Raw genomic sequence first — 24,434 nt, 5'->3', positions numbered from 1 at the left:
AGACCCGGGCTACCAAACCCGATCGCTGTTCTTTTCAGCGACGAGATAACGATAAAACCCGGCCCTTGAGCGCACAAGCCGGCGGATTCTGGCTTAGTCGTAGGCAACGGCGCAAGGTTGTGTAGCCTGGGAGGCGTGTCTGGACGTGTCACTTAAACACCAGACTTAAACGCACAAAAAATTCCGAAAAATAAAGCTGTCACTGTGCAGCCCATGACGAAAATGCTCCGCATCTTTAAATACGGAGCATTTTTTACATCGGGCAGATTGCCTGGTTTCCACATCCCCCAGAAAGACAGGTTTCTTATTTCCACTAATTAATTGTCAATGTGACTAGACTTCACCAGCATCTTTAATTATGACCTTGTCGTGCTGTTCTGCTCAGCTCCCCACTCTGGCTTTTTGCTTTAATCAAGAATATGTAATAGGTAACGGCAGCGAAACGATTGCTACCGAAGTTGGAGAAGTCCAGTATGTGACTTTTATGTCATAGGTCCCTGGTGGGACTTGGTTATTTTTCAGCGCATCCCACAACCCCCACCACTTGAATACACCGTTCTGATCCTTGTACATAACTGACAACAAATTTTGATCTAGTGTCACACTGTAAAGAGTCCAGAGCTGGGCGTTGGCCGCATTTGACAAATAAATAGTTATAGTTTGCCCATTCCTGGCAGTAGCCGGTATTGGGTGTTGAACAACACGACCCGAGGAGTCCAGCACCGGTGCTGGGGCGACGTTTGGTACCGCTGGCGGAAACAAAGGAGGGGTAGTAGTACTAAGAGCTGTTGTTAGGGGAATCGATGGGGACGTCGGAAGTGGTGCAGGTGGCTGATTCTGTGTGACGGTCATGATGCATTCCTTTTACGATGTACATCGACGTGGGCTTGCTTCTTTTTTTCAATGAAGTCAATTTTCAATGTGTGATGCCGGGTTCAATACCGATATGAATAGCTCTTGGCACTTGAATAAATCCTGACGTGTCGCGGAGCGAATTTCCACTGTCAGTTCTGACAGTCTCCAAGTGCTTTTTTGAATAACCAAGCCTCGTTTATAGCCAAGCGCGCTAATTAAGCTGAAAACCTCAAGAATCAAAGGACAAAATGCTAATTGTGAAAAATATTAGAGTGAAACAAGTGGTGGCTTAATTTCACAAAACCTCCGTTTTCGCATCCAGCTCAAGCACCAACCCGCCCGGCATCTGCACAAAAATCTGCCAAACCCCATCCTCGGGCACCTGCGCCACCTGATACGGCAACCCACTCCCCTGCACCCGCTTCAAAACCACCGCCGCATCTTCATCCGTACGAAACGCAATATGGCTCAAAGCAGCGTCCTCAAACGAAGGCTGCTCAATCACATGCACCAACGCCTCTGCATCCTGATACAACCAACGCCCGGGAAACGGAAATGGCGGCCGACGCCCCGGCGTCAGCCCCAGTAACCCACCAAAAGCATCCTGCAGCGCCTGACCGTCACCCGTGTTGAAGGCCAGATGATCAAATGTCCACGTCATGTCTGTCTCCTGCGGTTATTCAGAATTCCAGTATCCGCGCTTGCCAATCCGGGAAAAATCCCGCAAAACGCCAAGGATCTTCAACGGATTTTTACTAATGAGCTCAATCCTCGATCTGGAAATCTTCGTTCGCACCGCCGACTCCGGCAGCATCTCCGCCGCCGCCCGAACTCTGGAGCTGACTCCGGCTGCCGCCAGCATCGCGCTGAAACGTCTGGAAACCCGCCTCGGTATCCGCCTCTTCGCCCGCTCGACCCGCAGCATGCGCCTGACCGAAGAAGGCCGACGCTATCTGGAAAGCGTGCGTCTGGCCCTGGCCACCCTGGCCGAGGGAGAGCAGGCGCTGAAGCAGCAGACCGAAGGCCTGAGCGGCGTGCTGCAACTGGCGGCACCGTCGGATTTCGGGCGCAATGTGTTGCTGCCTTGGCTGGACGATTTCAAGCGCGAGCACCCGCACATTCAGCTGCAATTGCTGCTCAACGACCGGCATGCGGATCTGTTTCGCGAAACCGTAGATGTGGCGTTGCGCTTTGGTGTGCCGAGTGATTCGACGCTGGTGGCGTTGCCGATTCTGCCTGAGCATCGTCGTGTCGCCTGCGCCAGCCCCACGTATCTGGAGCGCCAGGGCACACCGCAAAATCCTGCCGAATTGAGCGAGCACAGCGCCCTGCTCTACCTGCGCAACGGTCGGCCCTATAACACCTGGCGTTTCCATCGCGACGACGAAACCGTCGAGGTCGAAGTACGCGGCGACTACCTCAGCGACGACGGCGAAGTCGCTCGCCGCTGGGCGCTCGCCGGGCACGGGATCGCCTACAAGGCCTGGCTCGACGTCGCCGAAGACGTCCGCGCCGGGCGGCTGGTGACGCTGTTCGATGACTGGCAAGGCGAGAGTGTGCCGTTCAATCTGCTGTGCCCGCACCGGGTGCAAGTCTCGGAGCGGGTCAAGGTGTTGCAGGCGTTCTTGCGGGTGCGTTGCCGAGCGCTCGACATTGCCGACCGTCAGGGCTCACGCAAACCGTTGTAATGATTCAGTTGCCCGCCTCTACCCTCCGTCGAGCAATAGTAAATATGGATATCGTCGGCAGACGGTTCCCCATGTTCCCCATGTCCGCCAGGCAATATCCTGATGTTGTCCTGACCGTCTTGGTGAATCACGATAGCCCGATTCAGTTCCCGAGCCAGCGCGCGCAGTTCCGGCTCTCCACCCCAAAGAATGTTCCCTTCCGTGTTCCGCAGATCGTTGATGTACTGATCCTGGTTCTGTTGATGCGCAATCAGACCCCGATTTTCGCTGATATGTCTGGCAGCCAGCTCGCGCAACTGGCGGCCGCTTTGGCCCACTCTGAGACCGATAGCGGAAAACATGCAGTGGCCATCATCGGCGACCCGCTCGACCAGCAAGTCATCTACCACGGGTGGATACCGTTCGGGATCGATTTTCCACTGCCTCTCCAGATCGGCGAGCGCACCGAGGGTATCCGGGCCACCATGCTGGTAAAGCCCACACGGCACACGTACCTGATAGGACTTGTTTCCTTTGGTAAACGTCGCGTCCGTCGTCTTTTCAAGACATGCATGGGTAAAAGCCGGGGCGCGGCCGATCGCTTTAATCGCTTCGGGATCTTTTTTGCGGTGCGCCCCCCAGAGATGAGTTATACAAGTTGAAACATTCGCCGCTGCGGCGTCTTTAAGGCTCATTATTGCTTTGTCGGGGGGATTCACCGTGTTGGGACTGTCCTCGCAGGCTTCGACAGAGGAAAGCGTTTTGCCAAAAAACATTTTGACTTTGCGAAAGTTGGCGGTGAGGTCGTCTTGGTCAGATAGCAGCTTGAACACCAGTGGCGGTACCTGACTGACACCGTGGGTAAAGCAGGACCGATTGTTCTGCGTCACCAGAAACATGCGATCTGGCGCGTTCGGAATCTTTTGCGCTTCAGTGTCCGCCACCTTGATCAGGCACACGTTGAACACGTACAGATGCCAGCTGTCGGCGTGATTTTCAGTGAGGTCTATCATCCCGGCCAGTACAGAGTTGCCAGTCAGCGGTCCATGAGCGAACACCGGGGTCAGCCCCAAATGGCTCGAATGCACCCGCATCCGATCGAAGTCGTGGGAGAATTCGTCAGCCCATCTCTCCGATAGATATTCTTGAAACGCCTGGTGTGGAGGCCCTTGCAAATGATGGCGCTTCATCGTTGCAATCAGGACCGCGATCGTGGTGCGTTCGATGATCGTGTACAAGCGTTTAAATTCAGCTCGGGCCAACGCTTCGTCAATGAACGTCCGTTTGTCAGCGTTTTCATTAGTCCAGCGGTTTTCGACATCCTCGCCAACCATCCCTCCCTTCTTGGTCGGGACTTTGTGGTTATTTTTCTTTTTCTCTGCTGTCTCGCCAACCGGGTCCCTGGCAAGACTGCAATGAAACTGCGTGTAGCGGTAAACGAGATCAGCGGTCCCTGAGACGAGCATTTGTTCCAGTGTGGCCAATGAAACTGCATTGCTGGCGCGAAGCGCTCTCAGCTTGTCTAAGTACAACTTCTCCAGCTCCATGGGCGGCTTCAAAGAACTGCAATAATTGTTAAATTTTTCGAGGAAATCCGACATCCCTATCCCTCCGACGCAAACGTCAACACGGCCCGCAAGCCATCGTTGAGATCATCGAAGGTGTGACCGCTCTTAGCGAAGACTGCATCAATGGTCTCGGCATCGAAGCGGGAGTTCAGATTCAACCGGCTTAGCAGCAGTGTTTCCAGCACGGTCACGACCTCCACTTGTGAGGAAATCCCATGCATGACGACGCGCGGGGTGAATTTTTCCACGAGGTGGATGACGTCTCGGCGGCCACGCTGCGCGCAGCGGACCGGATGTTCCTGATGGAAAAACTCCACCACTGTCTCGCCGAACGCTTGCTGCTGTGCGCGTTCAAGCACTTCAATCTGCTCTCTTCGGATCTTGATCATGTTCAAAACTTCCCTGGATAAGGCATGTGCGGCTCCCTGCTCACTGCTTAATGCTGATGATCAACGGTGCGGAGCATAGACAATCCAAATTGTTGTGCCGTGCAAGGTTTGAAATATTTCCAGGCGGGCATCACGTTCAGTCTTTCCCATTGCCCTTCGCGACGCTTCTGGTATTTGATTGGAGTTTTCCCACCGACAAAAGGATTTCGGCATGAGCTATCGCACACTGGGTCACTCGGGGTTGCAGGTGTCCACCCTCACCCTCGGCACGATGATGTTCGGCGAGCAGACCAGCGCAGAAGACTCGCTGCGCATCATCGACAAGGCCTGGGATCAGGGCATCAATTTCATCGACACCGCGGACGTCTACACCAACGGCCGCTCGGAAGAGATCGTCGGCGAGGCCATCGCCCGTCATCGGCATGAATGGGTGCTGGCGACCAAGGTCGGTTTCGGCCCGGTGGACGGCGTGCCGAACCGCAGCGGTTTGAGCCGCAAACACATCTTCAATGGTCTGGAGGCCAGCCTGACCCGGCTCGGCACCGACTACCTCGACATCTATTACCTGCACCGCGAAGACCACAACACCCCGCTGGAAGTGACGATCTCGGCGGTTGGCGATCTGATTCGTCAGGGCAAGATCCGTTATTGGGGCCTGTCGAACTATCGCGGCTGGCGGATTGCCGAGGTGATTCGCGTGGCGGACAAACTGGGCGTCGATCGCCCGGTGATCAGCCAGCCGCTGTACAACATCGTCAACCGTCAGGCCGAAACCGAGCAGATCACCGCCGCCCAGACTTACGGCCTCGGCGTGGTGCCGTACAGCCCGCTGGCCCGTGGCGTGCTGAGCGGCAAGTACGCACCGGACGTAACCCCGGACGCCAACAGCCGCGCCGGGCGTCAGGACAAACGGATTCTGGAAACCGAATGGCGGGTGGAGTCGTTGCGCATTGCCCAGCAGATTCAGCAATACACCCAGGAGCGTGGGGTCGGGATTGTCGAGTTTGCGATTGCCTGGGTGCTGAACAACGGCGCGGTGACGTCGGCGATTGTCGGGCCGCGTACTGAGGAACAGTGGGATGCGTACACCAAGGCGCAGGCGGTGAAGATTACGGCGGAGGATGAGGCGTTTATCGACTCGCTGGTGACGCCGGGGCATGCGTCTACGCCGGGGTTTAATGATGTGAGTCATTTTGTGTCGGGGCGGAAATCGCGCTCGGCTTGAGACCGTAGCCCTCACCCTAGCCCTCTCCCGGAGGGAGAGGGAACCGATTGGGGAATATTGAAGCTAAGCTTTTGCCTGAAGCTGTTGTGTTGAATCCATAATCAACTGGCCTTTTCAGGTCGACGGATTTCCTGAGACACCTCGGTCGGCTCCCTCTCCCTCTGGGAGAGGGCTGGGGTGAGGGGCTTTTGGATCTGTTGAAAATAATGACCATCTGGCCAATATTCAGCACAAAAACCACGTATCCTGCGCGCCCCGTTTCACCATCACCCCCGCGAGGACAGTTTGTCTAAAGGTATCGCTCTATCGGTGACAGCATCGACGCTGTTTGCCGTCATGTATTACTACACCTCGCTGCTCACCCCATTGAGCGGCGTGGAAATCTTCGGTTGGCGGATGCTGCTGACCGTGCCCTGCATGACCGTGTTCATGTTGTTGTCCGGCGAATGGCGGCGGGTGCTCGAGCTGCTGCGCCGGGTCCCTGCGTTGCCGAAGTTGATCGGCGGTCTGATCCTCTCGTCAGCGTTGCTGGGCGTGCAGTTGTGGCTGTTCATGTGGGCGCCGCTCAACGGCTACAGCCTTGATGTGTCGCTGGGCTACTTCCTGTTGCCGCTGGCCATGGTCCTGACCGGACGCATCGCTTATGGCGAAAGCCTGTCGTACCTGCAAAAAGTCGCGGTGTTTTTTGCCAGCCTCGGCGTGCTGAACGAGTTGTATCAGGTCGGCGGGTTTTCCTGGGCGACGCTGGTGGTGGTCGTCGGCTACCCGCTGTACTTCGTGCTGCGCAAATACCTCAAGACCGACAACCTCGGCGGTTTGTGGGTCGACATGACTTTGATGCTGCCGGTGGCGTACTGGTTTGTGCGCGGCGGTGAACAGGGTTTCGGGGTGTTCGATCAGTATCCTGCGCTGACATGGCTGATTCCGCTGCTCGGTCTGATCAGTGCGTCGGCGCTGGTGGTGTACATCATCGCCAGCCGTTTGCTGCCGTTCAGTCTGTTTGGTTTGTTGAGTTACGTTGAGCCGGTGCTGTTGCTCGGTGTGGCGCTGCTGCTCGGTGAAAGCATCAAACCCGGTGAATGGCTGACCTACATCCCGATCTGGCTCGCGGTGGTAGTGCTGGTGTTTGAAGGCTTCAAGCATCTGATGCGCCAACGGCGCCCATAAGACGCGCAATAAAAAGCCCGGCCTGCATTTCTACAGGCCGGGCTTTTTTACATCTGATGCGGATTACTCGGTAGCGAGTACGCCACGACGCACCTGGTCACGCTCGATCGATTCGAACAGTGCCTTGAAGTTGCCTTCGCCGAAACCATCGTCGCCCTTGCGCTGGATGAATTCGAAGAACACCGGGCCCATCAGGGTTTCCGAGAAGATCTGCAGCAGCAGACGCTTGTCTTCTTTATCCGACGCACCGTCGAGCAGGATGCCGCGCGATTGCAGTTGATCGACCGGCTCGCCGTGGTTCGGCAGGCGGCCTTCGAGCATTTCGTAATAGGTGTCCGGCGGCGCGGTCATGAAGCGCATGCCGATCTTCTTCAACTGATCCCAGGTCTTGACCAGGTCGTCGGTGAGGAACGCCACGTGCTGGATGCCCTCGCCATTGAACTGCATCAGGAACTCTTCGATCTGCCCGGCGCCCTTCGACGATTCTTCGTTGAGCGGGATGCGGATCATGCCGTCCGGCGCGGTCATCGCTTTCGAGGTCAGGCCGGTGTATTCACCTTTGATGTCGAAGTAGCGGATCTCGCGGAAGTTGAACAGCTTCTCGTAGAAGTTCGCCCAGTAGGCCATGCGGCCGCGATACACGTTGTGGGTCAGGTGATCGATGATCTTCAGGCCGGCACCGACCGGGTTGCGGTCGACGCCTTCCAGGAACACGAAGTCGATGTCATAGATCGAGCTGCCTTCGCCGAAACGGTCGATCAGGTACAGCGGCGCGCCGCCAATGCCTTTGATCGCCGGCAGGTTCAGCTCCATCGGGCCGGTTTCGATGTGGATCGGCTGGGCGCCGAGTTCCAGTGCGCGGCTGTAGGCTTTTTGCGAGTCCTTGACCCGGAACGCCATGCCGCAAACAGACGGGCCGTGTTCGGCCGCGAAGTACGAAGCAACGCTGTGGGGTTCGTTGTTGAGGATCAGGTTGATCGCGCCCTGGCGATACAGGTGCACGTTCTTGGAACGGTGGGTCGCGACCTTGGTGAAGCCCATGATCTCGAAGATCGGCTCCAGGGTGCCAGGCGTCGGCGATGCGAACTCGATGAACTCGAAGCCCATCAGGCCCATTGGGTTTTCGTATAAATCTGCCATGGTTGGCGCCTCATCATTCTTATCAATTAACCAGAGTTATTTGTCAGTAATGCTGAGACCGGTGGGTGGCGCACAGGAGATGCCACGCACACTGCGGGCGAGGAAGTCACCGTAGATCAGTTGAAACCCGAATATCTTCATTGTCGACCCAAGGCTCTTGCGGGCGAGGCTTCTGCTGCCAGAAGACGATTATTATTGTATGCGTAACCCGATTCTACACAGCGTAAATAGGGTTGTCTGCCCTCTCTATAAAATCCGCTTTTTTCGGCCCGGTGCAAGAGGTTTGTTGCACAGCCAGATGCCCACCAGAATCAGCACGCCGCCCATACACATGGCCAGCGTCAGCTGTTCGCCCAGGAGGATTGCACCGGCCAGCACGGCGGTCAGCGGGTTGAGCGCAATGAACACGCCGGAGCGCGTGGCGCCGATTTTGCGGATGCCATCGTAGTAACCGATATAGGCCAGCGCCGAACCGAGTACGCCCAGATAGGCCAGGCTCAGCCATTGGCGCGTGCCAAGTGCCGCCAGCGCTGCAACATCCACTTCGCCACGGCTCAGGGCCAGCGCCCATAACATCAGGGTGCCCAGCAGAATCGAAAAGCTCACGGTCTGCACCGGGCCGATGCTCTGGTTGAGGCTGCGGGAGAACAGCGAATAGACGCCCCAGCTCAAAACGCAGCCGAGGATCAGCAGGTCGCCAATCCATGCGTCTGGCGTTTCGCTCAGCAGTTGCGGATTGCGACTGACGATCACCACCCCCGCCCCGCCGATGCAGATTGCGATGCCGGTCACCTTCAATCGACTCAGCCGCTCCTTGAACAGCAGCCATGACGCGAGACCGATTACCGCCGGATTCAGCGCCACGATCAACGAAGCCCGGGAAGCGTTGATGTATTGCAACCCGTAAAAGAAGCACAGGTTGTAGAAGAAAATCCCGAAGAACCCCAACAGCGTCAGTTGCAGCCATTGCCGGGGCGTGGGCCGCGCCAACGCAACCCGCGCCAGCCGCAGAAACCCGAGCAACGCCACGCTGGCCAGCAGAAACCGCAGGCTGGCAGCAAACACCGGGCTCAGGCTACCGGCCAGAAACCGCCCGGCCACCCACGTTCCGCCCCAGATCATGGTGACCAGGGCCAGGTTCAGGTAGACGGGCATGTCCGAAGTGGCCGGACGATCAAGTTCATGACAACTCATAACGCTCCCAACGATGAGACTGACGGATGACGTATCATTCGATTGATTCCTCATCATCGTAAAATGAGTCTTTACTCATGACCCTGACCCAACTCGAAATCTTCTCGCTGGTGGCCGAACTGCGCGGCTTCACCCTCGCCGCCCATCGTCTGGGGATTTCCCAGTCAGCGGTGTCTCACGCCTTGAAGTCGCTGGAACAGGAACTGGGCGTCGAGCTGCTGCGTCGCCACCAATCGCAAGTGGAACTGAGCGACATCGGCGAGCAACTGCTTTTGCGGGCGCGGGCGATGCTCGGGCTGGCTAACACCTTGCGCCAAGAGGCGGCGGATGCGCGCGGCATGAAACGCGGCACGCTGCGCATCGGCTCGTTCGGCCCGACGTCCTCGATCAAGTTGTTGCCGCGGATTCTTCAGCAGTATCGCGAGGCGCATCCGGGGATCGAAGTGCACATCGACGAAGGCCCGGATCGGCAAGTGATTCAGTGGCTGGAGGAGCGGCGGATCGACATCGGTTTTGTGGTGCTGACCGAGGAGCGCTTCGACACGTTTGCCCTGATCGAAGATCAGATGGTCGCCCTGCTTCCGCTCGGTCACCCGTTGGCGACGCATGAATCAGTGAGCCTTAAAGACCTGTGCAATGATCCGTTCGTGCTGACCGAGGCCGGTTCGTCGGAGCTGGTATCGCGTCTGTTCAACGCGGCCCGGTTGAGCCCGAACATCCGCTATCGCTGCTCGCAGCTGCTCAGCACCCTCGACACCGTGGGCCGGGGCGATGCGATGACTGTGGTGGCCGAAGGATCGTTGCCTTTCGATCCCGACCCGCGCTATGTCAAGCGACCGCTGTCCCCTGCCGTTACCCGGCAAGTCGGTCTGGCGGTGCTGGACCAACGTCAGGCATCACCCGCCACGCTGGCATTCATTCAGCTGGCAACACGGCTGGATTATCGTTGAGCGGCGCAGCTGTCATTGGCCATCTATCATGGGCTCAGACCTTGGGCTTTGCTCGCACGCTTCGCCTGCCATCACGAGCCCCACTCCATCGCGACAGGATGCGCCCATGCCACTGACCGTCAGGCCCCGCCGCAAGCGCAGCACCCGGATTATCGTGACATTGCTGTGCGGCCTGCTGCCGATCGTACTCGGCAGCGGGATTCTTTATATGCAGGCCGGACGCGCCCTTCAGCAGAGTTCGCAACACACCGCCGATGAAGCCCTGCGGCAGTTCGAACTGATGCTCGACAACACCGCCCAGGCCGCCCGGGAACTGTTGCCTTTGGCCGGCCAGACCTGCGAGACCGTCAAACTGGCCTTGCGAGAGCAAGTCACCCGCCGTCCGTTTGTGCGCTCGACCAATCTGGTGTGGGACGACAATCTTTATTGCAGCTCCTTGTTCGGCGACTTCAAGGAAGCCGTGAATCCGGGCGACTACGCCCAAGGCAAGTTGTGGCTCATGAATGGCAACCCGGTCACGCCTGACACCGCGCTGCTGGTGTATCGCCTGAGCGAGGGTCGCGGCGGCGCACTGACCACGCTGGACGGCTATCACCTGAGCAACATCCTGCGCCTGATCGGCCGGCACACGCTGTTGTTGCTGCAAGTCGGCAACAACTGGCTCTCCGCCGACGGCAAAGTGCATCAAGGCGCCCTGCCCGCGTTGCCCGTGGCGCAAAGTACCTTGCACTCGTCGCACTACGCGTTCACGGTCAGCGCCGCGTTTCCGGCAGGCGAAACCTGGCGCTACATGAAAGACGAATATCCGCCGCTGTTCAGTCTGCTGATGTTCTTCGGTGCGGTATCGGGAGCGATCGGCTACATCTTGCAGAGGCGCTCCACATCGCCCAGCCATGAGATGCTGCGAGCGCTGGAGGCGGGAGAATTCATTCCCTACTTTCAACCGGTGGTGCACGGCGACAGCAAACGCTGGTCGGGCACGGAAGTGCTGATGCGCTGGAACCATCCCAAGGAGGGGCTGGTGCGTCCGGACCTGTTCATACCCTTTGCCGAACACTCAGGGTTGATCGTGCCGATGACCCGCGCCTTGATGCAGCAAACCGCTGTCGTACTGGGGCCGCTGTCATCGACCTTTACCGCGCCGTTCCACATCGGCATCAACATCACCGCCAGCCACTGCCACGATCTGGAGCTGGTTGAGGATTGCCGTGAATTTTTGTCAGCGTTCCAGCCCGGCAGCATCAGCCTGGTACTGGAGTTGACCGAGCGCGAGCTGATCGTGCCGTCCGACATCACCCATCAACTGTTCGCGCAACTGCGTGCAATGGGCGTGAAGATCGCGATTGACGACTTTGGTACCGGTCACTCAAGCCTCGGCTACTTGAGGACCTTCAATGTCGACTTCCTCAAGATCGATCAGACATTTGTCGCCATGATCGATAAAGATGCCCTGTCCCGGCACATTCTGGACAGCATCATCGAGCTTTCCACCAAACTGGATCTGGGCATTGTGGCTGAAGGTGTAGAGACGCAAGCCCAGTGCGATTACCTGGCCGCTCATCATGTCAACTTTCTGCAGGGCTACCTTTTCGGCAAACCGATGCCGGCTGCAGACTTCATCGAAGCATTAACTCATCATTAACTTCTCTGGATAAATCCTGACTCGCCGACAGCTCGCACCAAATTGATACAAAACAGCGTTGTTGTTACATGAAGAAAAAGTCAGGATTTACTCTTGCCGCATTAACTACTACAATTTTTCTTACCTGTTGCAAGATGGGCAGGTGAGCCATTATCACCGAGTCGCTTCAAGGCTCTTGGCTTATAGCTTTGTTTGCGGTTGGTATCAGCCAAACACACTATTGGAGTAAAGATATTGTCCAGACTCGCTGAATTTCGTGCAGCTGAAAAGGCCCTTCAGGAACAGCTCAAGCAGCTGGAATCGCTGAAGAACGATGCCGGGCTCAAGAAAGAAATCGAATTCGAAGAAAAGCTCCAGGGGCTGATGAAAACCTACGGCAAAGGCCTGAAAGACATCATCGCCATTCTCGATCCGAACCCGGCGAAATCCGGTCTGCAATCGACCGCCGCACCTAAAACCCGCCGTGCTCGCGTGGTCAAGGTCTATCAGAACCCGCACACCGGCGAGCTGATCGAGACCAAGGGTGGCAACCACCGTGGCCTGAAAGCCTGGAAGGAACAATACGGTGCAGCCACCGTTGATTCCTGGTTGCGCGGTTAATCCCTCGCAAACATGAAAGCCCTGCATATGCAGGGCTTTTTTTCGGACAATATTTAACAAATGCAACGATTTTTCTGGCGGGCAAGTTGAGTCTCAAACCGCTGTCGCGCTGAAACTATGCTTCCGAATGTTGCCCCGTTAGCCGGAGATTAACTTTATGTTTAATCAGTTCCGGTATCTAACATCAGGCTTAGCACGAACAGACGACTAGAATTTCAAGCTGTTTCGCGCAGCCACTATGTCGTCGCCGCTCGCCTTATAAACCTCTGCCTGTCCGGCATACGAAAGTACGTAAGCCTTATCCGCCTCGACCGCTGCAACCAATGTTTGCGACAACACATGACGGCCGTTTTCAGTCACCGTACAAGTGGTCTCAAGCGCGGTCAGCGAGCCCAGCGTGCTCGCATGAACCTTGTTGCAGACACTCTGATAACCGCTCTGAAAAAAGTCTTTCTGTACCGACTTGCGCATTTCCAGCAACACGCCCTGCAAGTTGACCTGATGACCACTTTCCACGCGGGTCATCGTCAACTCCATCACCATCACCTGATTGCCATCGGCGTCAGTCTTCACCGCGCGCTGACGGGAGACTTCCGGGGAGGTTTCGGGCAGCGCCTCGACTTCCCAGCCGGCGGGCCAGGTGATGCTCGGCGCCTCGGCAAAGGCCGGCAGAGCAAGCAGGGAAAAACCCAGGAAAACGAACAGCGATTTGAACGGTCGGATCATTACCAGAGGCACTCGCGGATTGAGCCGTAAAGTCTGAGGCCCGCCCGCTCGCAGGGCAAGCCCGCGCTTTCGGTTTGGCGATGCAGCCAGGCATGCGTATCATTGCGCCCATTCACTCGCCCCAATTTGTTACGGAGGGCCCATGAGCCTGCAAGAACTGAACACCTTCCCTGGCGTCACCGCCACCCCGGACAGCGCAACCCGCAACTTCGTGTTCAACCACACCATGCTGCGCGTCAAAGACATCACCAAATCGCTGGATTTCTACACCCGCGTACTGGGTTTCTCGCTGGTAGAGAAGCGTGATTTCCCGGAAGCGGAATTCAGCCTGTACTTCCTCGCCCTGGTCGACAAATCGCAGATCCCGGCCGACGCCGCTGCACGCACCGAGTGGATGAAGTCGATTCCCGGCATTCTGGAACTGACCCACAACCACGGCACCGAAAACGACGCGGATTTCGCCTACCACAACGGCAACACCGACCCGCGCGGTTTCGGCCACATCTGCATCTCGGTACCGGACATCGTCGCTGCCTGCGCACGCTTTGAAGAACTGGGCTGCGACTTCCAGAAGCGCCTGACCGACGGCCGCATGAAGAGCCTGGCGTTCATCAAGGATCCGGATGGCTACTGGGTCGAGATCATCCAGCCAGCGCCGCTGTAAAGCTGAACCTGGGTAGAAAGCACCCCGCAAAGAAAAACCCCCATCATCACTGATGGGGGTTTTCTTTTTTCAGGCCCGGGATTTATGCCGGAGCCGAAGTGCGGATCAGGTGATCGAAAGCGCTGAGGGAAGCCTTGGCGCCCTCGCCCACCGCGATCACGATCTGCTTGTACGGCACGGTGGTCACGTCACCGGCAGCGAAGATGCCCGGGATCGAGGTTTCACCGCGGTTGTCGACGATGATCTCGCCGCGCGGCGACAGCTCGATGGTGCCTTTGAGCCAATCGGTGTTGGGCAACAGGCCGATCTGCACGAAGATCCCTTCCAGCTCGACCGTGCGCAGCTCGTCAGTGTTGCGATCCTTGTAGTGCAGACCGTTGACCTTCTGGCCATCGCCGGTGACTTCAGTGGTCAGTGCACTGGTGATCACGGTAACGTTCGGCAAGCTGTGCAGCTTGCGTTGCAATACGGCGTCGGCGCGCAACTGAACGTCGAACTCCAGCAGGGTCACGTGGGACACGATACCCGCCAGGTCAATAGCCGCTTCGACGCCGGAGTTACCGCCGCCAATCACCGCCACACGCTTGCCTTTGAACAGCGGACCGTCACAGTGCGGGCAGTACGCCACGCCCTTGTTGCGGTATTCCTGCTCGCCCGGCACGTTCATTTCACGCCACCGCGCGCCGGTCGCCAGAATCACGCTCTTGGCCTTGAGGGTCGCGCCGCTGGCGAAGCGGACTTCATGCAGCTCGCCATTCTTGCCCGGGATCAGCTTGTCGGCGCGTTGCAGATTCATGATATCGACGTCGTACTGTTTGACGTGCTCTTCCAGCGCGGTCGCCAGTTTCGGGCCTTCGGTTTCCTGCACGGAAATGAAGTTCTCGATGGCCATGGTGTCCAGCACCTGACCGCCGAAGCGCTCGGCTGCAACACCGGTGCGAATGCCTTTACGTGCGGCATAGATCGCCGCCGACGCACCGGCCGGGCCACCGCCAACCACCAGTACATCAAAGGCTTGCTTGGCGCTGATTTTCTCGGCCTGGCGCTCGATGGCGCCGGTGTCGAGTTTGGCGAGGATCTCTTCCAGGCCCATGCGGCCCTGGCCGAAATTTTCGCCGTTGAGGTAGATGCTCGGCACGGCCATGATCTTGCGATCGTTGACTTCGTCCTGGAACAGCGCGCCGTCGATGGCGACGTGGCGGATGTTCGGGTTCAGCACGGCCATCAGGTTCAGTGCCTGAACGACGTCCGGGCAGTTCTGGCAGGACAGCGAGAAGTAAGTTTCGAAAGTGAACTCGCCCTTGAGCGAGCGGATCTGTTCGATCACTTCGACACTGGCCTTCGAAGGGTGGCCGCCGACTTGCAGCAGAGCCAGCACCAGCGAAGTGAATTCATGGCCCATCGGGATGCCGGCAAAACGCAGGCTGATATCAGCACCGGGGCGGTTGATCGAGAACGACGGTTTGCGTGCATCGTCGCCGCTGTCGATCAAGGTAATCTGGTGCGAAAGACTGGCAACTTCTTTCAGCAGGTCGAGCATTTCACGGGATTTCGCACCGTCGTCGAGTGAAGCAACGATCTCGATCGGCTGGGTGACCCGTTCCAGGTACGATTTCAACTGGGCTTTAAGATTGGCGTCCAACATACGGGCGATCTCCTGACTTTATTTGAGGCGAAAAAAAGCCCGAGCGAATCTCGCCCGGGCTTTTCTATTGGGCGGTGCAGCTTACTTGAGTAGGTGCGGAGTCCCGCCCTGCATTGCGTGTGTCACAGACTTAGATCTTGCCGACCAGGTCCAGGGACGGAGCCAGAGTGGCCTCGCCTTCTTTCCACTTGGCCGGGCAAACTTCGCCTGGGTGAGCGGCAACGTACTGAGCAGCCTTGATTTTGCGCAGCAGCTCGGAAGCGTCACGGCCAACGCCGCCATCGTTCAGCTCAACGATTTTGATCTGGCCTTCAGGGTTGATCACGAAGGTGCCACGGTCTGCCAGACCAGCTTCTTCGATCAGCACGTCGAAGTTGCGGGAGATGACCTGAGTCGGGTCGCCGATCATGGTGTACTGGATTTTGCCGATGGCTGGCGAAGTGTTGTGCCAGGCAGCGTGGGCAAAGTGGGTGTCGGTCGAAACGCTGTAGATCTCTACGCCCAGTTTCTGGAAGGCAGCGTAGTTGTCAGCCAGGTCTTCGAGCTCGGTTGGGCAAACGAAGGTGAAGTCGGCCGGGTAGAAGAACACTACGGACCATTTGCCTTTCAGGTCAGCGTCCGAGACTTGTACGAAGTCGCCGTTTTTGAACGCGGTAGCTTTGAACGGTTTTACTTGGCTGTTGATGATAGGCATTGATGACTCTCCGTCAGGGTTGTGAATTCGATGGGTGAATCCTACCCAGTCACTCGACGGATGGCTCATTGGCAAACCTGATGCTGCTGATTTGTTTTCGCTATTAGCTGAGGGTATTAATAGAAGAAAACGATATCTACGGCGACAGCGGCTTATCCGTAATCCGGGCCATCCCGTGAAAGGGGCTCGCTTCAACATAGCGCATGGCAGACTTCATATCCTTCCAGCCCACGTAACTCATCAACGATTTGAGATCCCAGCCGCTTTGGTGGGCCCACGTTGCGAAGCCGCGTCGCAGGGAATGGCTGGTGTAGCGCTCGGCGGAGATACCGGCTCGCTCCAGGGCCTGACGCAGCAACGGAATCACGCTGTTGGCGTGCAAGCCCTCCTCGCTCAGATTGCCCCAGCGGTCGACGGCACGAAATACCGGGCCTCGCACCAGTGCCGCTTCGGTGATCCATTCGATGTAAGCCTGCACCGGACATAGCTTGAGCAACGCCGGGGCCTGATAGGTCTGACCGAGGTTTTCCCGGTCGCCCTTGCTGCGCGGCAGGTATAGGGTGATGCCGCTGCCGGCATGCGCCTGCACGTGCTCGATCTGCACCCGACACAGTTCATCGCTGCGGAAGCCACGCCAGAAGCCCAGCAGGATCAAGGCGCGGTCGCGGCAAGCTCTTAGCAGCAGCGGCCGGTCCTGTTGTTCCCGGGCGTCTTTCATTTCCTGCTCAAGCCAGGCGACGGTCTGCTCAAGATCGCGCAGCTGAAGTGGCTCGGCCTGTTTTTCCTGCGCGGGATGCAGGGCACGAATGCCCTTGAACACTTTGCGCACCACCGGCGACTTGGTGGGATCGGCGAAGCCCTGACTGTTGTGCCACTGCGCCAGCGCCGACAGACGCAACTTCAGCGTGTTGACCGACAACACGCCGGCATGCGCCACCAGATACCGCGCGATGCTGTCAGCCGTGGCAGGCAGGAACCCGCCCCAGACCGTTTCGAAATGCTCGACGGCCGCACGATAGCTGCGGCGGGTGTTGTCACGGGTGGCGGCTTGCAGATAGCGATCGATATCGCTCATGGGCAGATTTTCTCGTGGCGTACTGAGGTTTTTTGCGGAAACCGATTTTAGGGGTTTCACATGGGGTAATACCAGTATATCCCGCCCGTTTATCGGTGCTTGTTTCACTTTATTTTCAACATGGTACACTGCGTACTTTAGTGGCATGTACCACAGTACGAAATGGTAGGAGCAGATATGGCCCGTGGCGGCGTTAACAAAGCAGTAGTCCAGATCGCGCGCACAGCGATCCTCGCCCGTGGCGAACACCCCAGCATCGACGCAGTACGTATAGAGCTGGGCAATACGGGCTCCAAAACCACAATTCATCGTTACCTGAAGGAGCTGGATGACGGCAGCGAACCGGCCGATCCTTCGGCAGAACCCATCGATGACGAGCTGCTGGCACTCGTCACGCGCCTTGCCCAACGCCTGAAAGAACAGGCGCAGGAGCCGATTGATCAGGCGCGCGAGCAGTATGAGCAACAGCGTCAGGCACTGGAGGACGAGCTGAATCAGCTTCGTCAGGATTACGCGCAACTGGAGAAGAAGCACGACATACAGGCCGCCGCGCTGGCCAAGGAATCCGAAGCACTGAGTGACACCCGCTCGATGCTGCAGACCGAACAGACCCGCAACGCCGGGCTGAATCAGGCGTTGGCAGATTTTGAACTGCGCTTGCAGGACAAGGACGAGCAGATCCGCTCGCTGGAAGAAAAACACCTGCACGCCCGTGATGCGCTTGAACACTACCGCAACGCCATCAAGGAACAGCGCGAGCAGGAACAGAGCCGTCACGAAACCCAGGTTCAGCAGTTGCAGATGGAGTTGCGTCAATCGCAACAAAGCGCACTGGTACGTCAGGACGAGATCACCCAGCTGCACCGCGACAACGAACGCCTGCTGACCGAGAATCGCGGCACCCTGCGCGAACTGAGCCTGATGCAGGATCAGCTCAAGCACAGCAATCAGCGTCAGGATCAATTGCTGGAGCAAGTGTCCCGCGTCGACAGCGAGCGCACCCTCCTCCAGGAACGCCTGCGCGTGGCCCTGCTGGAAAGCCAGACGCTCAAGCAGAACGTCGACGAGCAGTCGCAGCTCAATCAGTCATTGGAGAAGGAGTTGACCAAGGCGCAAGACAGCCTGCGCCTGGCCACAACCGTTGCGGCAGCGCCAGACGCAGCAGAACCGAAAAAGACTTAAGCGCCGACCGGCGTACGCATCGTGACAAATTCTTCGGCCGCCGTCGGGTGCACCCCGATGGTGTCGTCGAAATCACGCTTGGTGGCGCCAGCCTTCAACGCGATCGCCAGACCCTGCACGATCTCGCCGGCATCCGGACCGACCATGTGGCAGCCCAACACTTTGTCAGACTTGCCATCGACCACCAGCTTCATCAGCGTGCGCTCCTGGCACTCGGTCAAGGTCAGCTTCATCGGCCGGAAGCGGCTTTCGTAGATCACGACGTCGTGACCCGCTTCCCGCGCCTCTTCTTCGGTCAGGCCGACGGTGCCGATATTCGGCAGGCTGAACACCGCCGTCGGGATCATCTTGTAATCCACCGGACGGTATTGCTCAGGCTTGAACAGACGTCGCGCCACCGCCATGCCTTCAGCCAGCGCCACTGGCGTCAACTGCACACGACCAATGACATCGCCCAGCGCCAGGATTGATGGCTCGGTGGTCTGGTATTGCTCATCGACCTTGATGAAGCCTTTGTCGTCGAGCTGCACATCGGTATTTTCCAGCCCCAGGTTGTCCAGCATCGGACGCCGGCCGGTGGCGTAGAACACACAATCCGCTTCCAGTACGCGGCCGTCCTTGAGGGTGGCCTTCAGGCTGCCATCCGATTGCTTGTCGATACGGGCAATGTCGGCATTGAATTGCAGATCCAGACCGCGCTTGGTCAGTTCTTCCTTCAGGTGGTTACGCACCGAACCGTCGAAACCGCGCAGGAACAGATCCCCGCGATACAGCAACGTCGTGTTGGCGCCCAGGCCATGGAAAATCCCGGCAAATTCGACGGCGATGTAACCGCCGCCAACGACCAGCACACGCTTGGGCAATTCTTTGAGGAAGAACGCCTGGTTCGAGCTGATCGCGTGCTCATGCCCCGGAATCTCCGGGATCTGCGGCCAGCCACCGGTGGCGATCAGAATATTCTTCGCGGTGTAGCGCTCGCCGTTCACCTCGACTTCGTGCGGACCAACGATTTTTGCGTGCGCTTCATGCAGGGTCACGCCGCTGTTGACCAGCAGATTGCGATAAATGCCGTTCAGGCGATTGATCTCGCGATCCTTGTTGGCAATCAGCGTGGCCCAATCGAAATCCGCCTCGCCCAGGCTCCAGCCAAAACCCGAGGACTGTTCGAAGTCTTCGGCAAAGTGGGCGCCGTACACCAACAGTTTTTTCGGTACGCAACCGACGTTGACGCAGGTACCGCCCAAATAACGGCTCTCGGCCACCGCCACTTTCGCACCGAACCCGGCAGCAAAACGCGCAGCCCGCACACCGCCGGAACCGGCGCCAATCACATAAAGGTCAAAATCGTAGGCCATTTCTATCTCCTCGGCAGGCGATCAGCATACCCGCCGTCGTCCGTTGGGCAAGCACTCCTGCCGATATAGGGGCGGAAAATGAAAAAGCCACCCGAAGGTGGCTTTTTCGTACAGGCAGATCAGGCTTTATCAGTAAGCCTTGCCAGTCTTGTAGAAGTTCTCGAAGCAGAAGTTGGTTGCTTCGATGTAGCCTTCAGCACCACCGCAGTCGAAACGCTTGCCCTTGAACTTGTAGGCCATGACGCAGCCGTTCTGGGCTTGTTTCATCAGGGCGTCGGTAATCTGGATTTCACCGCCTTTGCCTGGCTCGGTCTGTTCGATCAGGTCGAAGATGTCCGGGGTCAGGATGTAACGGCCAATGATCGCCAGGTTCGACGGTGCATCTTCCGGCTTTGGCTTCTCGACCATGCTGTGTACGCGGTAGATGTCGTCGCGGATCATTTCGCCAGCGATCACGCCGTACTTGCTGGTTTCCTGCGGATCGACTTCCTGGATGGCGATGATCGAGCAGCGGAACTGCTTGTACAGTTTGACCATCTGGGTCAGCACGCCGTCGCCTTCGAGGTTGACACACAGGTCGTCTGCCAGCACCACGGCGAACGGTTCGTCACCGATCAGCGGGCGGCCGGTCAGGATCGCGTGACCCAGGCCTTTCATTTCGGTCTGACGGGTGTACGAGAACGAGCACTCGTCCAGCAGCTTGCGGATACCGACCAGGTATTTTTCCTTGTCGGTGCCTTTGATCTGGTTTTCCAGCTCATAGCTGATGTCGAAGTGGTCTTCCAGGGCGCGCTTGCCACGACCGGTCACGATGGAGATTTCGTTCAGGCCAGCATCCAGAGCTTCTTCGACGCCGTACTGGATCAGTGGCTTGTTTACCACCGGCAGCATTTCTTTGGGCATGGCCTTAGTCGCTGGGAGGAAGCGAGTACCGTAACCGGCTGCTGGGAACAAGCATTTCTTGATCATATAAGTCCTTGAAAGGGCTGTGTGTACGAGTTTCGGCGCAGTCTAATCAGGCGGCGTGCACCTTACAATGCCCCGCACTGGCTAACCGATGTCAACATAGAGAAATATTCTGGCGGATAGTTCAATCCGCACACAGAGGCTGCGCAATCAGCGTAGCCCAAAGATCTCGGAACACCTCATCGAGCTGCGCCCATTCGCCCATTTACCGTTATCATGGCGCCTTTGAACCAGCCAACGAGGCCGTTAGATGTCCGCAGCAAAAATCATCAATGGGTACACCGTCGCCAAGGGGAAAGATGGCCAGTGGCATATCACCGCCGCGAACGGCGAAGATGTGTCCGGTCCGTTGCCCACTGAAGCGATGGCGATTGAAGTAGCCGCGGTGCTTGATTACACGCCTCCTGCACCGAAGCGTCGCGGCAAGGATCAAGACTGATCCGCAACGACGAATCCCGGCCCTGCCTTCGCGCAGGGCTTTTTTTGGACTGCGCACAAAGACGTGGCCAATCGCTATAACCTTTTCATGCCGGCGCTGTCATAGCGTCTAGCCCCCTCCTCCTCGAAGACGACATTGCCATGATCAACCGCCCCTTCATCAGCTTCCTGCCCCTGATTGCGCTCGCGGCCCTGGCCGGCTGCGCCACTTCGCAGACCACCTACCTGAACAACGGCGAACAAGGCTTGAGCATCGACTGCTCCGGCGAAGCCAATTCCTGGGCCACCTGTTACGAAAAGGCAGACGCATCCTGCGCCGGAACCGGTTACCGCATCGTCGGGACTGATGGCACGCCAGCGCCCAAGGAAGACGACAAGACGCTGGGCGTCGACGTCGGCAACTACAAAACCCGCAGCGTGGTAGTGGTGTGTAAGTAGCCTTACATGTGAATTTCGGCGAACTTGATCCCCAGACCGCGCACGACCTCGATCAGGTCGTCGAGACGGTTGAAGGATTCGACTTCGTCGTTATCGTCGACCAGGAAGTAACTGCGACCGGCGCTTTTCTTGAAAAACACGATCCACTCCCCCGGATTCGCCGGGTTCTGGATCACATGGGTCGCCGCAATGAGTCCTTCCTTATGTCGCTCCCGCACCTGCTCTCTCTTCATTCACCTCTCCCAGAAATGACAATGCCGCCACAGCAACGCTGTGACGGCATCAATGCTGACTGCTGACAGTCTATCAGCCGGAAATACAGGCCGTGGCGGCTTTGCGCACATCCCATGGACGCAGTGGCACATTGGACATTCGCTCGTGCAGCTTGATGCTGCTGCCACCGGAGCGATCCTCGATGTCAAACACCGCGGCCGGACCCGATCCCAGCTTGCCCGGAACGATGACCCGGACTTCGTCCTTGCCCCGCTCCACCTGCAGGGCACCCCGGCTGCCGGACAGCTTTTCGGCCAGGCACTCAGCATATTCATGGGGTTTCTTGCCGGAAATGACGCTCATGGTCGGCAGCGTTTCATTGATTTCCGAAACGCTTGCGCAACCACCCATAGCCAATGCCAACGGCAGAATCACCACACCCCACTTCATACAAAACCTCCGATAAAGACCCTCCGACAGCACGAATGCCGTTTTTCTCCGAGGCCTGCTGCATTTAACCCACATGGAATCGTGAATATCTGTTTTTAATTGTCAAAGCGGTGCCCGACGGCCGGATAATAACCTGTCCGGGCTGATAAACTGCGCCAATCGACAATGCTATCGTTTTGATTTTGTAGAAAAAGCCCTTCTGGAGGCGCCCATGAAATTCATTCACCAGCGCGAGCACCTCAACGAAGACGACATCGTCGTCATTCAATGCTCGCAAACCTGCAACATCCGCTTGATGAACGACGCCAACTTTCGCAGCTTCAAGAATGGCGGCCGTCACACCTATCACGGCGGCGCTTTCGACACGTTCCCGGCCCGTATCACCGCGCCGAGCACCGGTTTCTGGAACATCACCATCGACACCGTCAACCGCCGCGCGATCAGCGTGACTCGCAAGCCGACCCTGACGCATTCGATCAAGATCATTCGCCGCTCGAGCTCCAAACTCAGCTGAGCAGTTCCGCCAACGCAGACAGGTAAGCATCAACGTGGCCCAAACGACCAAATACGTGATCAAGTACAAACTCAACGGTGAACGCCGCTTCGAGTTTGCCCAGCTGGAAAACGGCACGCCGGAAGAGGCCAAGGCCGCACTGGACGCCCTGCATGGCCAGAGCGACGATGTGATCAGCGACATCAGCGTCAGCAAGGCCCTGTAAAACCCGGACGAAATTCGACCGCAAGCGGCGGAGTGTTGCGGCCGGGTGGACGGCCCAGACTGATACCTGAATGTAAGCCAAGGAATCAGCATGTCACCCTCACCCGCCTCCCCGCTCGATGCGCTCGACTGGATCGCCCTGGAGCTGCAACTGGATCAGGACGGTTGTGCCGTCATCCGCACGCTGCTGCGCCCGGACACCTGTGATCGGTTGAGTGCGCTTTACCCACAAAGCGAACCATTTCGATCCCAGGTCATCATGGCCCGCCACGGTTTCGGGCGCGGGGAATACAAATACCTGCGCTATCCGCTTCCATCCGTGGTTGAACGCCTGCGCAGCGCGCTTTACCCGCGACTCGTGCCGCTGGCCAACCGCTGGCATGAACGCATGGGCCTGCCAGCGCGCTTTCCAGCGCAACACAGCGAATTTCTCGAGCGCTGCCACGCCGCCGGTCAACTGCGGCCGACCCCGCTCTTGCTGCAATACGGCCCGCAGGACTACAACTGTCTGCATCAGGACCTGTACGGCGAACATGTATTTCCGCTGCAAGTGGCGATTCTTCTGTCAGAACCTGGCGAAGATTTCACCGGCGGTGAGTTCGTCATGACCGAACAACGTCCGAGAATGCAGTCGCGCCCAATGGTGATGGACCTGAGAAAAGGCGACGCGCTGATCTTTGCCGTCAACCAACGCCCGGTCAAAGGCGTGCGCGGCGACTATCGGGTGACCATGCGCCACGGCGTCAGCCGACTGCACAACGGAAAACGGCATACTCTGGGCATCATCTTCCACGACGCGACCTGACGATCATGCAAACCACCTTCGATCTGTTCGCCGACACAGAATCCGAGCAGCCCCGACGCGCCGACCAGATCGGCGAGCAATCCTGGGTGCTGCGCGGCTTTGCCCTGCCACAAATCGATCAGTTGTTGCCGGCCCTGGAATCGATCATCGCCTGCGCCCCATTGCGCCACATGATGACGCCCGGGGGCTTCAGCATGTCGGTGGCCACCAGCAGCTGCGGCGCACTGGGCTGGATCACCGATCGAAACGGCTACCGCTATTCATCCGAAGACCCCGTGAGCCATCAACCCTGGCCGGCCATGCCCGAGGTGTTTCGCGAGCTCGCCCAGGCCGCAGCGAAACGCGCGGGATTTGCCGACTTCGTACCGGATTCCTGCCTGATCAATCGTTATGTCCCAGGCGCGAAGATGTCGTTGCATCAGGACAAAGACGAAAATGCCTACGAAGCGCCGATCGTTTCACTGTCATTGGGCTTGCCGGCCACGTTTCTGTTCGGCGGTTTCGCGCGTGGTGACAGGAGCCAGAAAATCTCGCTGCTGCACGGCGACATGGTGATCTGGGGCGGCGTCGACCGACTGCGCTATCACGGCATTCTGCCGATCAAGCCCGGCCGGCACCCGCGCCTTGGCGAACAGCGTTTCAACCTGACGTTTCGCACCGCCGGATAA

General features: G+C 57.9%; 27 protein-coding genes. 14 read left to right on the top strand and 13 right to left on the bottom strand.

Annotation, left to right across the window (positions count from 1 at the left end; all coding sequences use genetic code 11):
- Positions 1 to 1,150: 1,150 nt before the first annotated feature.
- On the bottom strand, positions 1,151 to 1,516 hold the full coding sequence (locus M5G18_RS14645; RefSeq protein WP_273899582.1) for a VOC family protein: 366 nt from the start codon (positions 1,514 to 1,516) through the stop codon (positions 1,151 to 1,153).
- Between the two features lie 97 nt (positions 1,517 to 1,613).
- Between M5G18_RS14645 and M5G18_RS14640 the strand changes: the two genes are divergently transcribed.
- Positions 1,614 to 2,543: a LysR family transcriptional regulator gene (locus tag M5G18_RS14640; RefSeq protein ID WP_273899583.1), complete on the top strand. Its 930-nt coding sequence runs from the start codon at positions 1,614 to 1,616 to the stop codon at positions 2,541 to 2,543.
- On the opposite strand, the gene M5G18_RS14635 is transcribed toward M5G18_RS14640, so the two are convergent.
- Positions 2,519 to 4,123 (bottom strand): OTU domain-containing protein, encoded by a 1,605-nt coding sequence (locus tag M5G18_RS14635; protein WP_273899584.1) that lies wholly within the window; start codon positions 4,121 to 4,123, stop codon positions 2,519 to 2,521. The genes M5G18_RS14640 and M5G18_RS14635 overlap by 25 nt on opposite strands.
- Positions 4,124 to 4,125: 2 nt before the next feature.
- On the bottom strand, positions 4,126 to 4,479 hold the full coding sequence (locus M5G18_RS14630) for a hypothetical protein (protein WP_273899585.1): 354 nt from the start codon (positions 4,477 to 4,479) through the stop codon (positions 4,126 to 4,128).
- 211 nt (positions 4,480 to 4,690) lie between these two features.
- On the opposite strand from M5G18_RS14630, the gene M5G18_RS14625 reads away from it, so the two are divergent.
- Both M5G18_RS14625 and rarD read left to right on the top strand, forming a co-directional pair.
- The gene (locus tag M5G18_RS14625) at positions 4,691 to 5,704 is read left to right on the top strand and encodes an aldo/keto reductase (protein WP_273899586.1); all 1,014 of its coding nucleotides are present in this window, start codon (positions 4,691 to 4,693) and stop codon (positions 5,702 to 5,704) included.
- Positions 5,705 to 5,989: 285 nt separating this feature from the next.
- Positions 5,990 to 6,871: an EamA family transporter RarD gene (gene rarD, locus M5G18_RS14620; RefSeq protein ID WP_127798276.1), complete on the top strand. Its 882-nt coding sequence runs from the start codon at positions 5,990 to 5,992 to the stop codon at positions 6,869 to 6,871.
- A gap of 63 nt (positions 6,872 to 6,934) precedes the next feature.
- On the opposite strand, the gene hppD is transcribed toward rarD, so the two are convergent.
- Both hppD and M5G18_RS14610 read right to left on the bottom strand, forming a co-directional pair.
- On the bottom strand, positions 6,935 to 8,011 hold the full coding sequence (gene hppD / locus M5G18_RS14615; protein ID WP_273899587.1) for a 4-hydroxyphenylpyruvate dioxygenase: 1,077 nt from the start codon (positions 8,009 to 8,011) through the stop codon (positions 6,935 to 6,937).
- Positions 8,012 to 8,257: 246 nt separating this feature from the next.
- Positions 8,258 to 9,205 carry a DMT family transporter gene (locus tag M5G18_RS14610; RefSeq protein WP_273899588.1) on the bottom strand — a complete coding sequence of 316 codons (948 nt, stop codon included), beginning with the start codon at positions 9,203 to 9,205 and terminating at the stop codon, positions 8,258 to 8,260.
- A gap of 77 nt (positions 9,206 to 9,282) precedes the next feature.
- Here M5G18_RS14610 and M5G18_RS14605 point away from each other — a divergent pair, with 77 nt between their 5' ends.
- The 3 genes from M5G18_RS14605 to M5G18_RS14595 all read left to right on the top strand — a co-directional run bounded on the left by M5G18_RS14605 (position 9,283) and on the right by M5G18_RS14595 (position 12,397).
- Complete coding sequence (locus M5G18_RS14605; protein ID WP_273899589.1) at positions 9,283 to 10,155, top strand: LysR family transcriptional regulator; 873 nt, start codon at positions 9,283 to 9,285, stop codon at positions 10,153 to 10,155.
- A 106-nt stretch (positions 10,156 to 10,261) separates the two neighbouring features.
- Positions 10,262 to 11,797 carry an EAL domain-containing protein gene (locus M5G18_RS14600; RefSeq protein ID WP_273899590.1) on the top strand — a complete coding sequence of 512 codons (1,536 nt, stop codon included), beginning with the start codon at positions 10,262 to 10,264 and terminating at the stop codon, positions 11,795 to 11,797.
- 234 nt (positions 11,798 to 12,031) lie between these two features.
- Positions 12,032 to 12,397 (top strand): histone-like nucleoid-structuring protein, MvaT/MvaU family, encoded by a 366-nt coding sequence (locus tag M5G18_RS14595; protein ID WP_011334329.1) that lies wholly within the window; start codon positions 12,032 to 12,034, stop codon positions 12,395 to 12,397.
- Between the two features lie 207 nt (positions 12,398 to 12,604).
- Here the strand turns inward: M5G18_RS14595 and M5G18_RS14590 are convergent, their stop codons facing one another.
- Positions 12,605 to 13,123: a DUF4946 domain-containing protein gene (locus M5G18_RS14590; RefSeq protein WP_007958947.1), complete on the bottom strand. Its 519-nt coding sequence runs from the start codon at positions 13,121 to 13,123 to the stop codon at positions 12,605 to 12,607.
- Between the two features lie 142 nt (positions 13,124 to 13,265).
- Here M5G18_RS14590 and gloA point away from each other — a divergent pair, with 142 nt between their 5' ends.
- A complete protein-coding gene (gloA, locus tag M5G18_RS14585; RefSeq protein ID WP_065260490.1) occupies positions 13,266 to 13,787 on the top strand; it encodes a lactoylglutathione lyase in 522 nt (173 codons plus the stop codon).
- An 82-nt stretch (positions 13,788 to 13,869) separates the two neighbouring features.
- On the opposite strand, the gene ahpF is transcribed toward gloA, so the two are convergent.
- From ahpF to M5G18_RS14570, 3 genes are all read right to left on the bottom strand, one after another.
- Entirely contained in the window at positions 13,870 to 15,432 is a 1,563-nt protein-coding gene (gene ahpF / locus M5G18_RS14580) for an alkyl hydroperoxide reductase subunit F (RefSeq protein WP_273899592.1), read from the bottom strand.
- A gap of 130 nt (positions 15,433 to 15,562) precedes the next feature.
- Positions 15,563 to 16,126, bottom strand: coding sequence for an alkyl hydroperoxide reductase subunit C (gene ahpC / locus M5G18_RS14575; protein ID WP_007958941.1), 564 nt, complete (start codon positions 16,124 to 16,126; stop codon positions 15,563 to 15,565).
- Positions 16,127 to 16,262: 136 nt separating this feature from the next.
- Positions 16,263 to 17,201, bottom strand: a complete 939-nt coding sequence (locus M5G18_RS14570) for a site-specific integrase (protein ID WP_129973257.1) — start codon at positions 17,199 to 17,201, stop codon at positions 16,263 to 16,265.
- 177 nt (positions 17,202 to 17,378) lie between these two features.
- On the opposite strand from M5G18_RS14570, the gene M5G18_RS14565 reads away from it, so the two are divergent.
- Entirely contained in the window at positions 17,379 to 18,383 is a 1,005-nt protein-coding gene (locus M5G18_RS14565; RefSeq protein WP_273899593.1) for a DNA-binding protein, read from the top strand.
- Here the strand turns inward: M5G18_RS14565 and gorA are convergent.
- Both gorA and galU read right to left on the bottom strand, forming a co-directional pair.
- Positions 18,380 to 19,738, bottom strand: coding sequence for a glutathione-disulfide reductase (gorA, locus tag M5G18_RS14560; RefSeq protein ID WP_273899594.1), 1,359 nt, complete (start codon positions 19,736 to 19,738; stop codon positions 18,380 to 18,382). The two genes, M5G18_RS14565 and gorA, sit on opposite strands and share 4 nt — an antisense overlap.
- A gap of 129 nt (positions 19,739 to 19,867) precedes the next feature.
- Positions 19,868 to 20,707 (bottom strand): UTP--glucose-1-phosphate uridylyltransferase GalU, encoded by an 840-nt coding sequence (gene galU, locus M5G18_RS14555; RefSeq protein ID WP_007958937.1) that lies wholly within the window; start codon positions 20,705 to 20,707, stop codon positions 19,868 to 19,870.
- Between the two features lie 247 nt (positions 20,708 to 20,954).
- Between galU and M5G18_RS14550 the strand changes: the two genes are divergently transcribed.
- Positions 20,955 to 21,143 carry a hypothetical protein gene (locus M5G18_RS14550; RefSeq protein WP_007958936.1) on the top strand — a complete coding sequence of 63 codons (189 nt, stop codon included), beginning with the start codon at positions 20,955 to 20,957 and terminating at the stop codon, positions 21,141 to 21,143.
- A 140-nt stretch (positions 21,144 to 21,283) separates the two neighbouring features.
- Complete coding sequence (locus M5G18_RS14545) at positions 21,284 to 21,580, top strand: hypothetical protein (RefSeq protein ID WP_127798285.1); 297 nt, start codon at positions 21,284 to 21,286, stop codon at positions 21,578 to 21,580.
- 2 nt (positions 21,581 to 21,582) lie between these two features.
- On the opposite strand, the gene M5G18_RS14540 is transcribed toward M5G18_RS14545, so the two are convergent.
- The gene (locus tag M5G18_RS14540; RefSeq protein ID WP_011334337.1) at positions 21,583 to 21,813 is read right to left on the bottom strand and encodes a hypothetical protein; all 231 of its coding nucleotides are present in this window, start codon (positions 21,811 to 21,813) and stop codon (positions 21,583 to 21,585) included.
- A gap of 73 nt (positions 21,814 to 21,886) precedes the next feature.
- Positions 21,887 to 22,243, bottom strand: a complete 357-nt coding sequence (locus tag M5G18_RS14535; protein WP_273899596.1) for a hypothetical protein — start codon at positions 22,241 to 22,243, stop codon at positions 21,887 to 21,889.
- Between the two features lie 211 nt (positions 22,244 to 22,454).
- Between M5G18_RS14535 and M5G18_RS14530 the strand changes: the two genes are divergently transcribed.
- From M5G18_RS14530 to alkB, 4 genes are all read left to right on the top strand, one after another.
- Positions 22,455 to 22,757 carry a DUF1883 domain-containing protein gene (locus M5G18_RS14530; RefSeq protein ID WP_007958929.1) on the top strand — a complete coding sequence of 101 codons (303 nt, stop codon included), beginning with the start codon at positions 22,455 to 22,457 and terminating at the stop codon, positions 22,755 to 22,757.
- 34 nt (positions 22,758 to 22,791) lie between these two features.
- A complete protein-coding gene (locus M5G18_RS14525) occupies positions 22,792 to 22,962 on the top strand; it encodes a hypothetical protein (protein ID WP_007958927.1) in 171 nt (56 codons plus the stop codon).
- A gap of 90 nt (positions 22,963 to 23,052) precedes the next feature.
- Positions 23,053 to 23,766, top strand: a complete 714-nt coding sequence (locus M5G18_RS14520; RefSeq protein ID WP_273899597.1) for a 2OG-Fe(II) oxygenase — start codon at positions 23,053 to 23,055, stop codon at positions 23,764 to 23,766.
- 5 nt (positions 23,767 to 23,771) lie between these two features.
- On the top strand, positions 23,772 to 24,434 hold the full coding sequence (gene alkB, locus M5G18_RS14515; protein WP_273899598.1) for a DNA oxidative demethylase AlkB: 663 nt from the start codon (positions 23,772 to 23,774) through the stop codon (positions 24,432 to 24,434).

The sequence above is a fragment of the Pseudomonas aphyarum genome (genome assembly GCF_028657055.1).
GTDB classification, from domain to species: domain Bacteria; phylum Pseudomonadota; class Gammaproteobacteria; order Pseudomonadales; family Pseudomonadaceae; genus Aquipseudomonas; species Aquipseudomonas aphyarum.
This window is presented reverse-complemented; position numbering and strand designations above follow the sequence as displayed.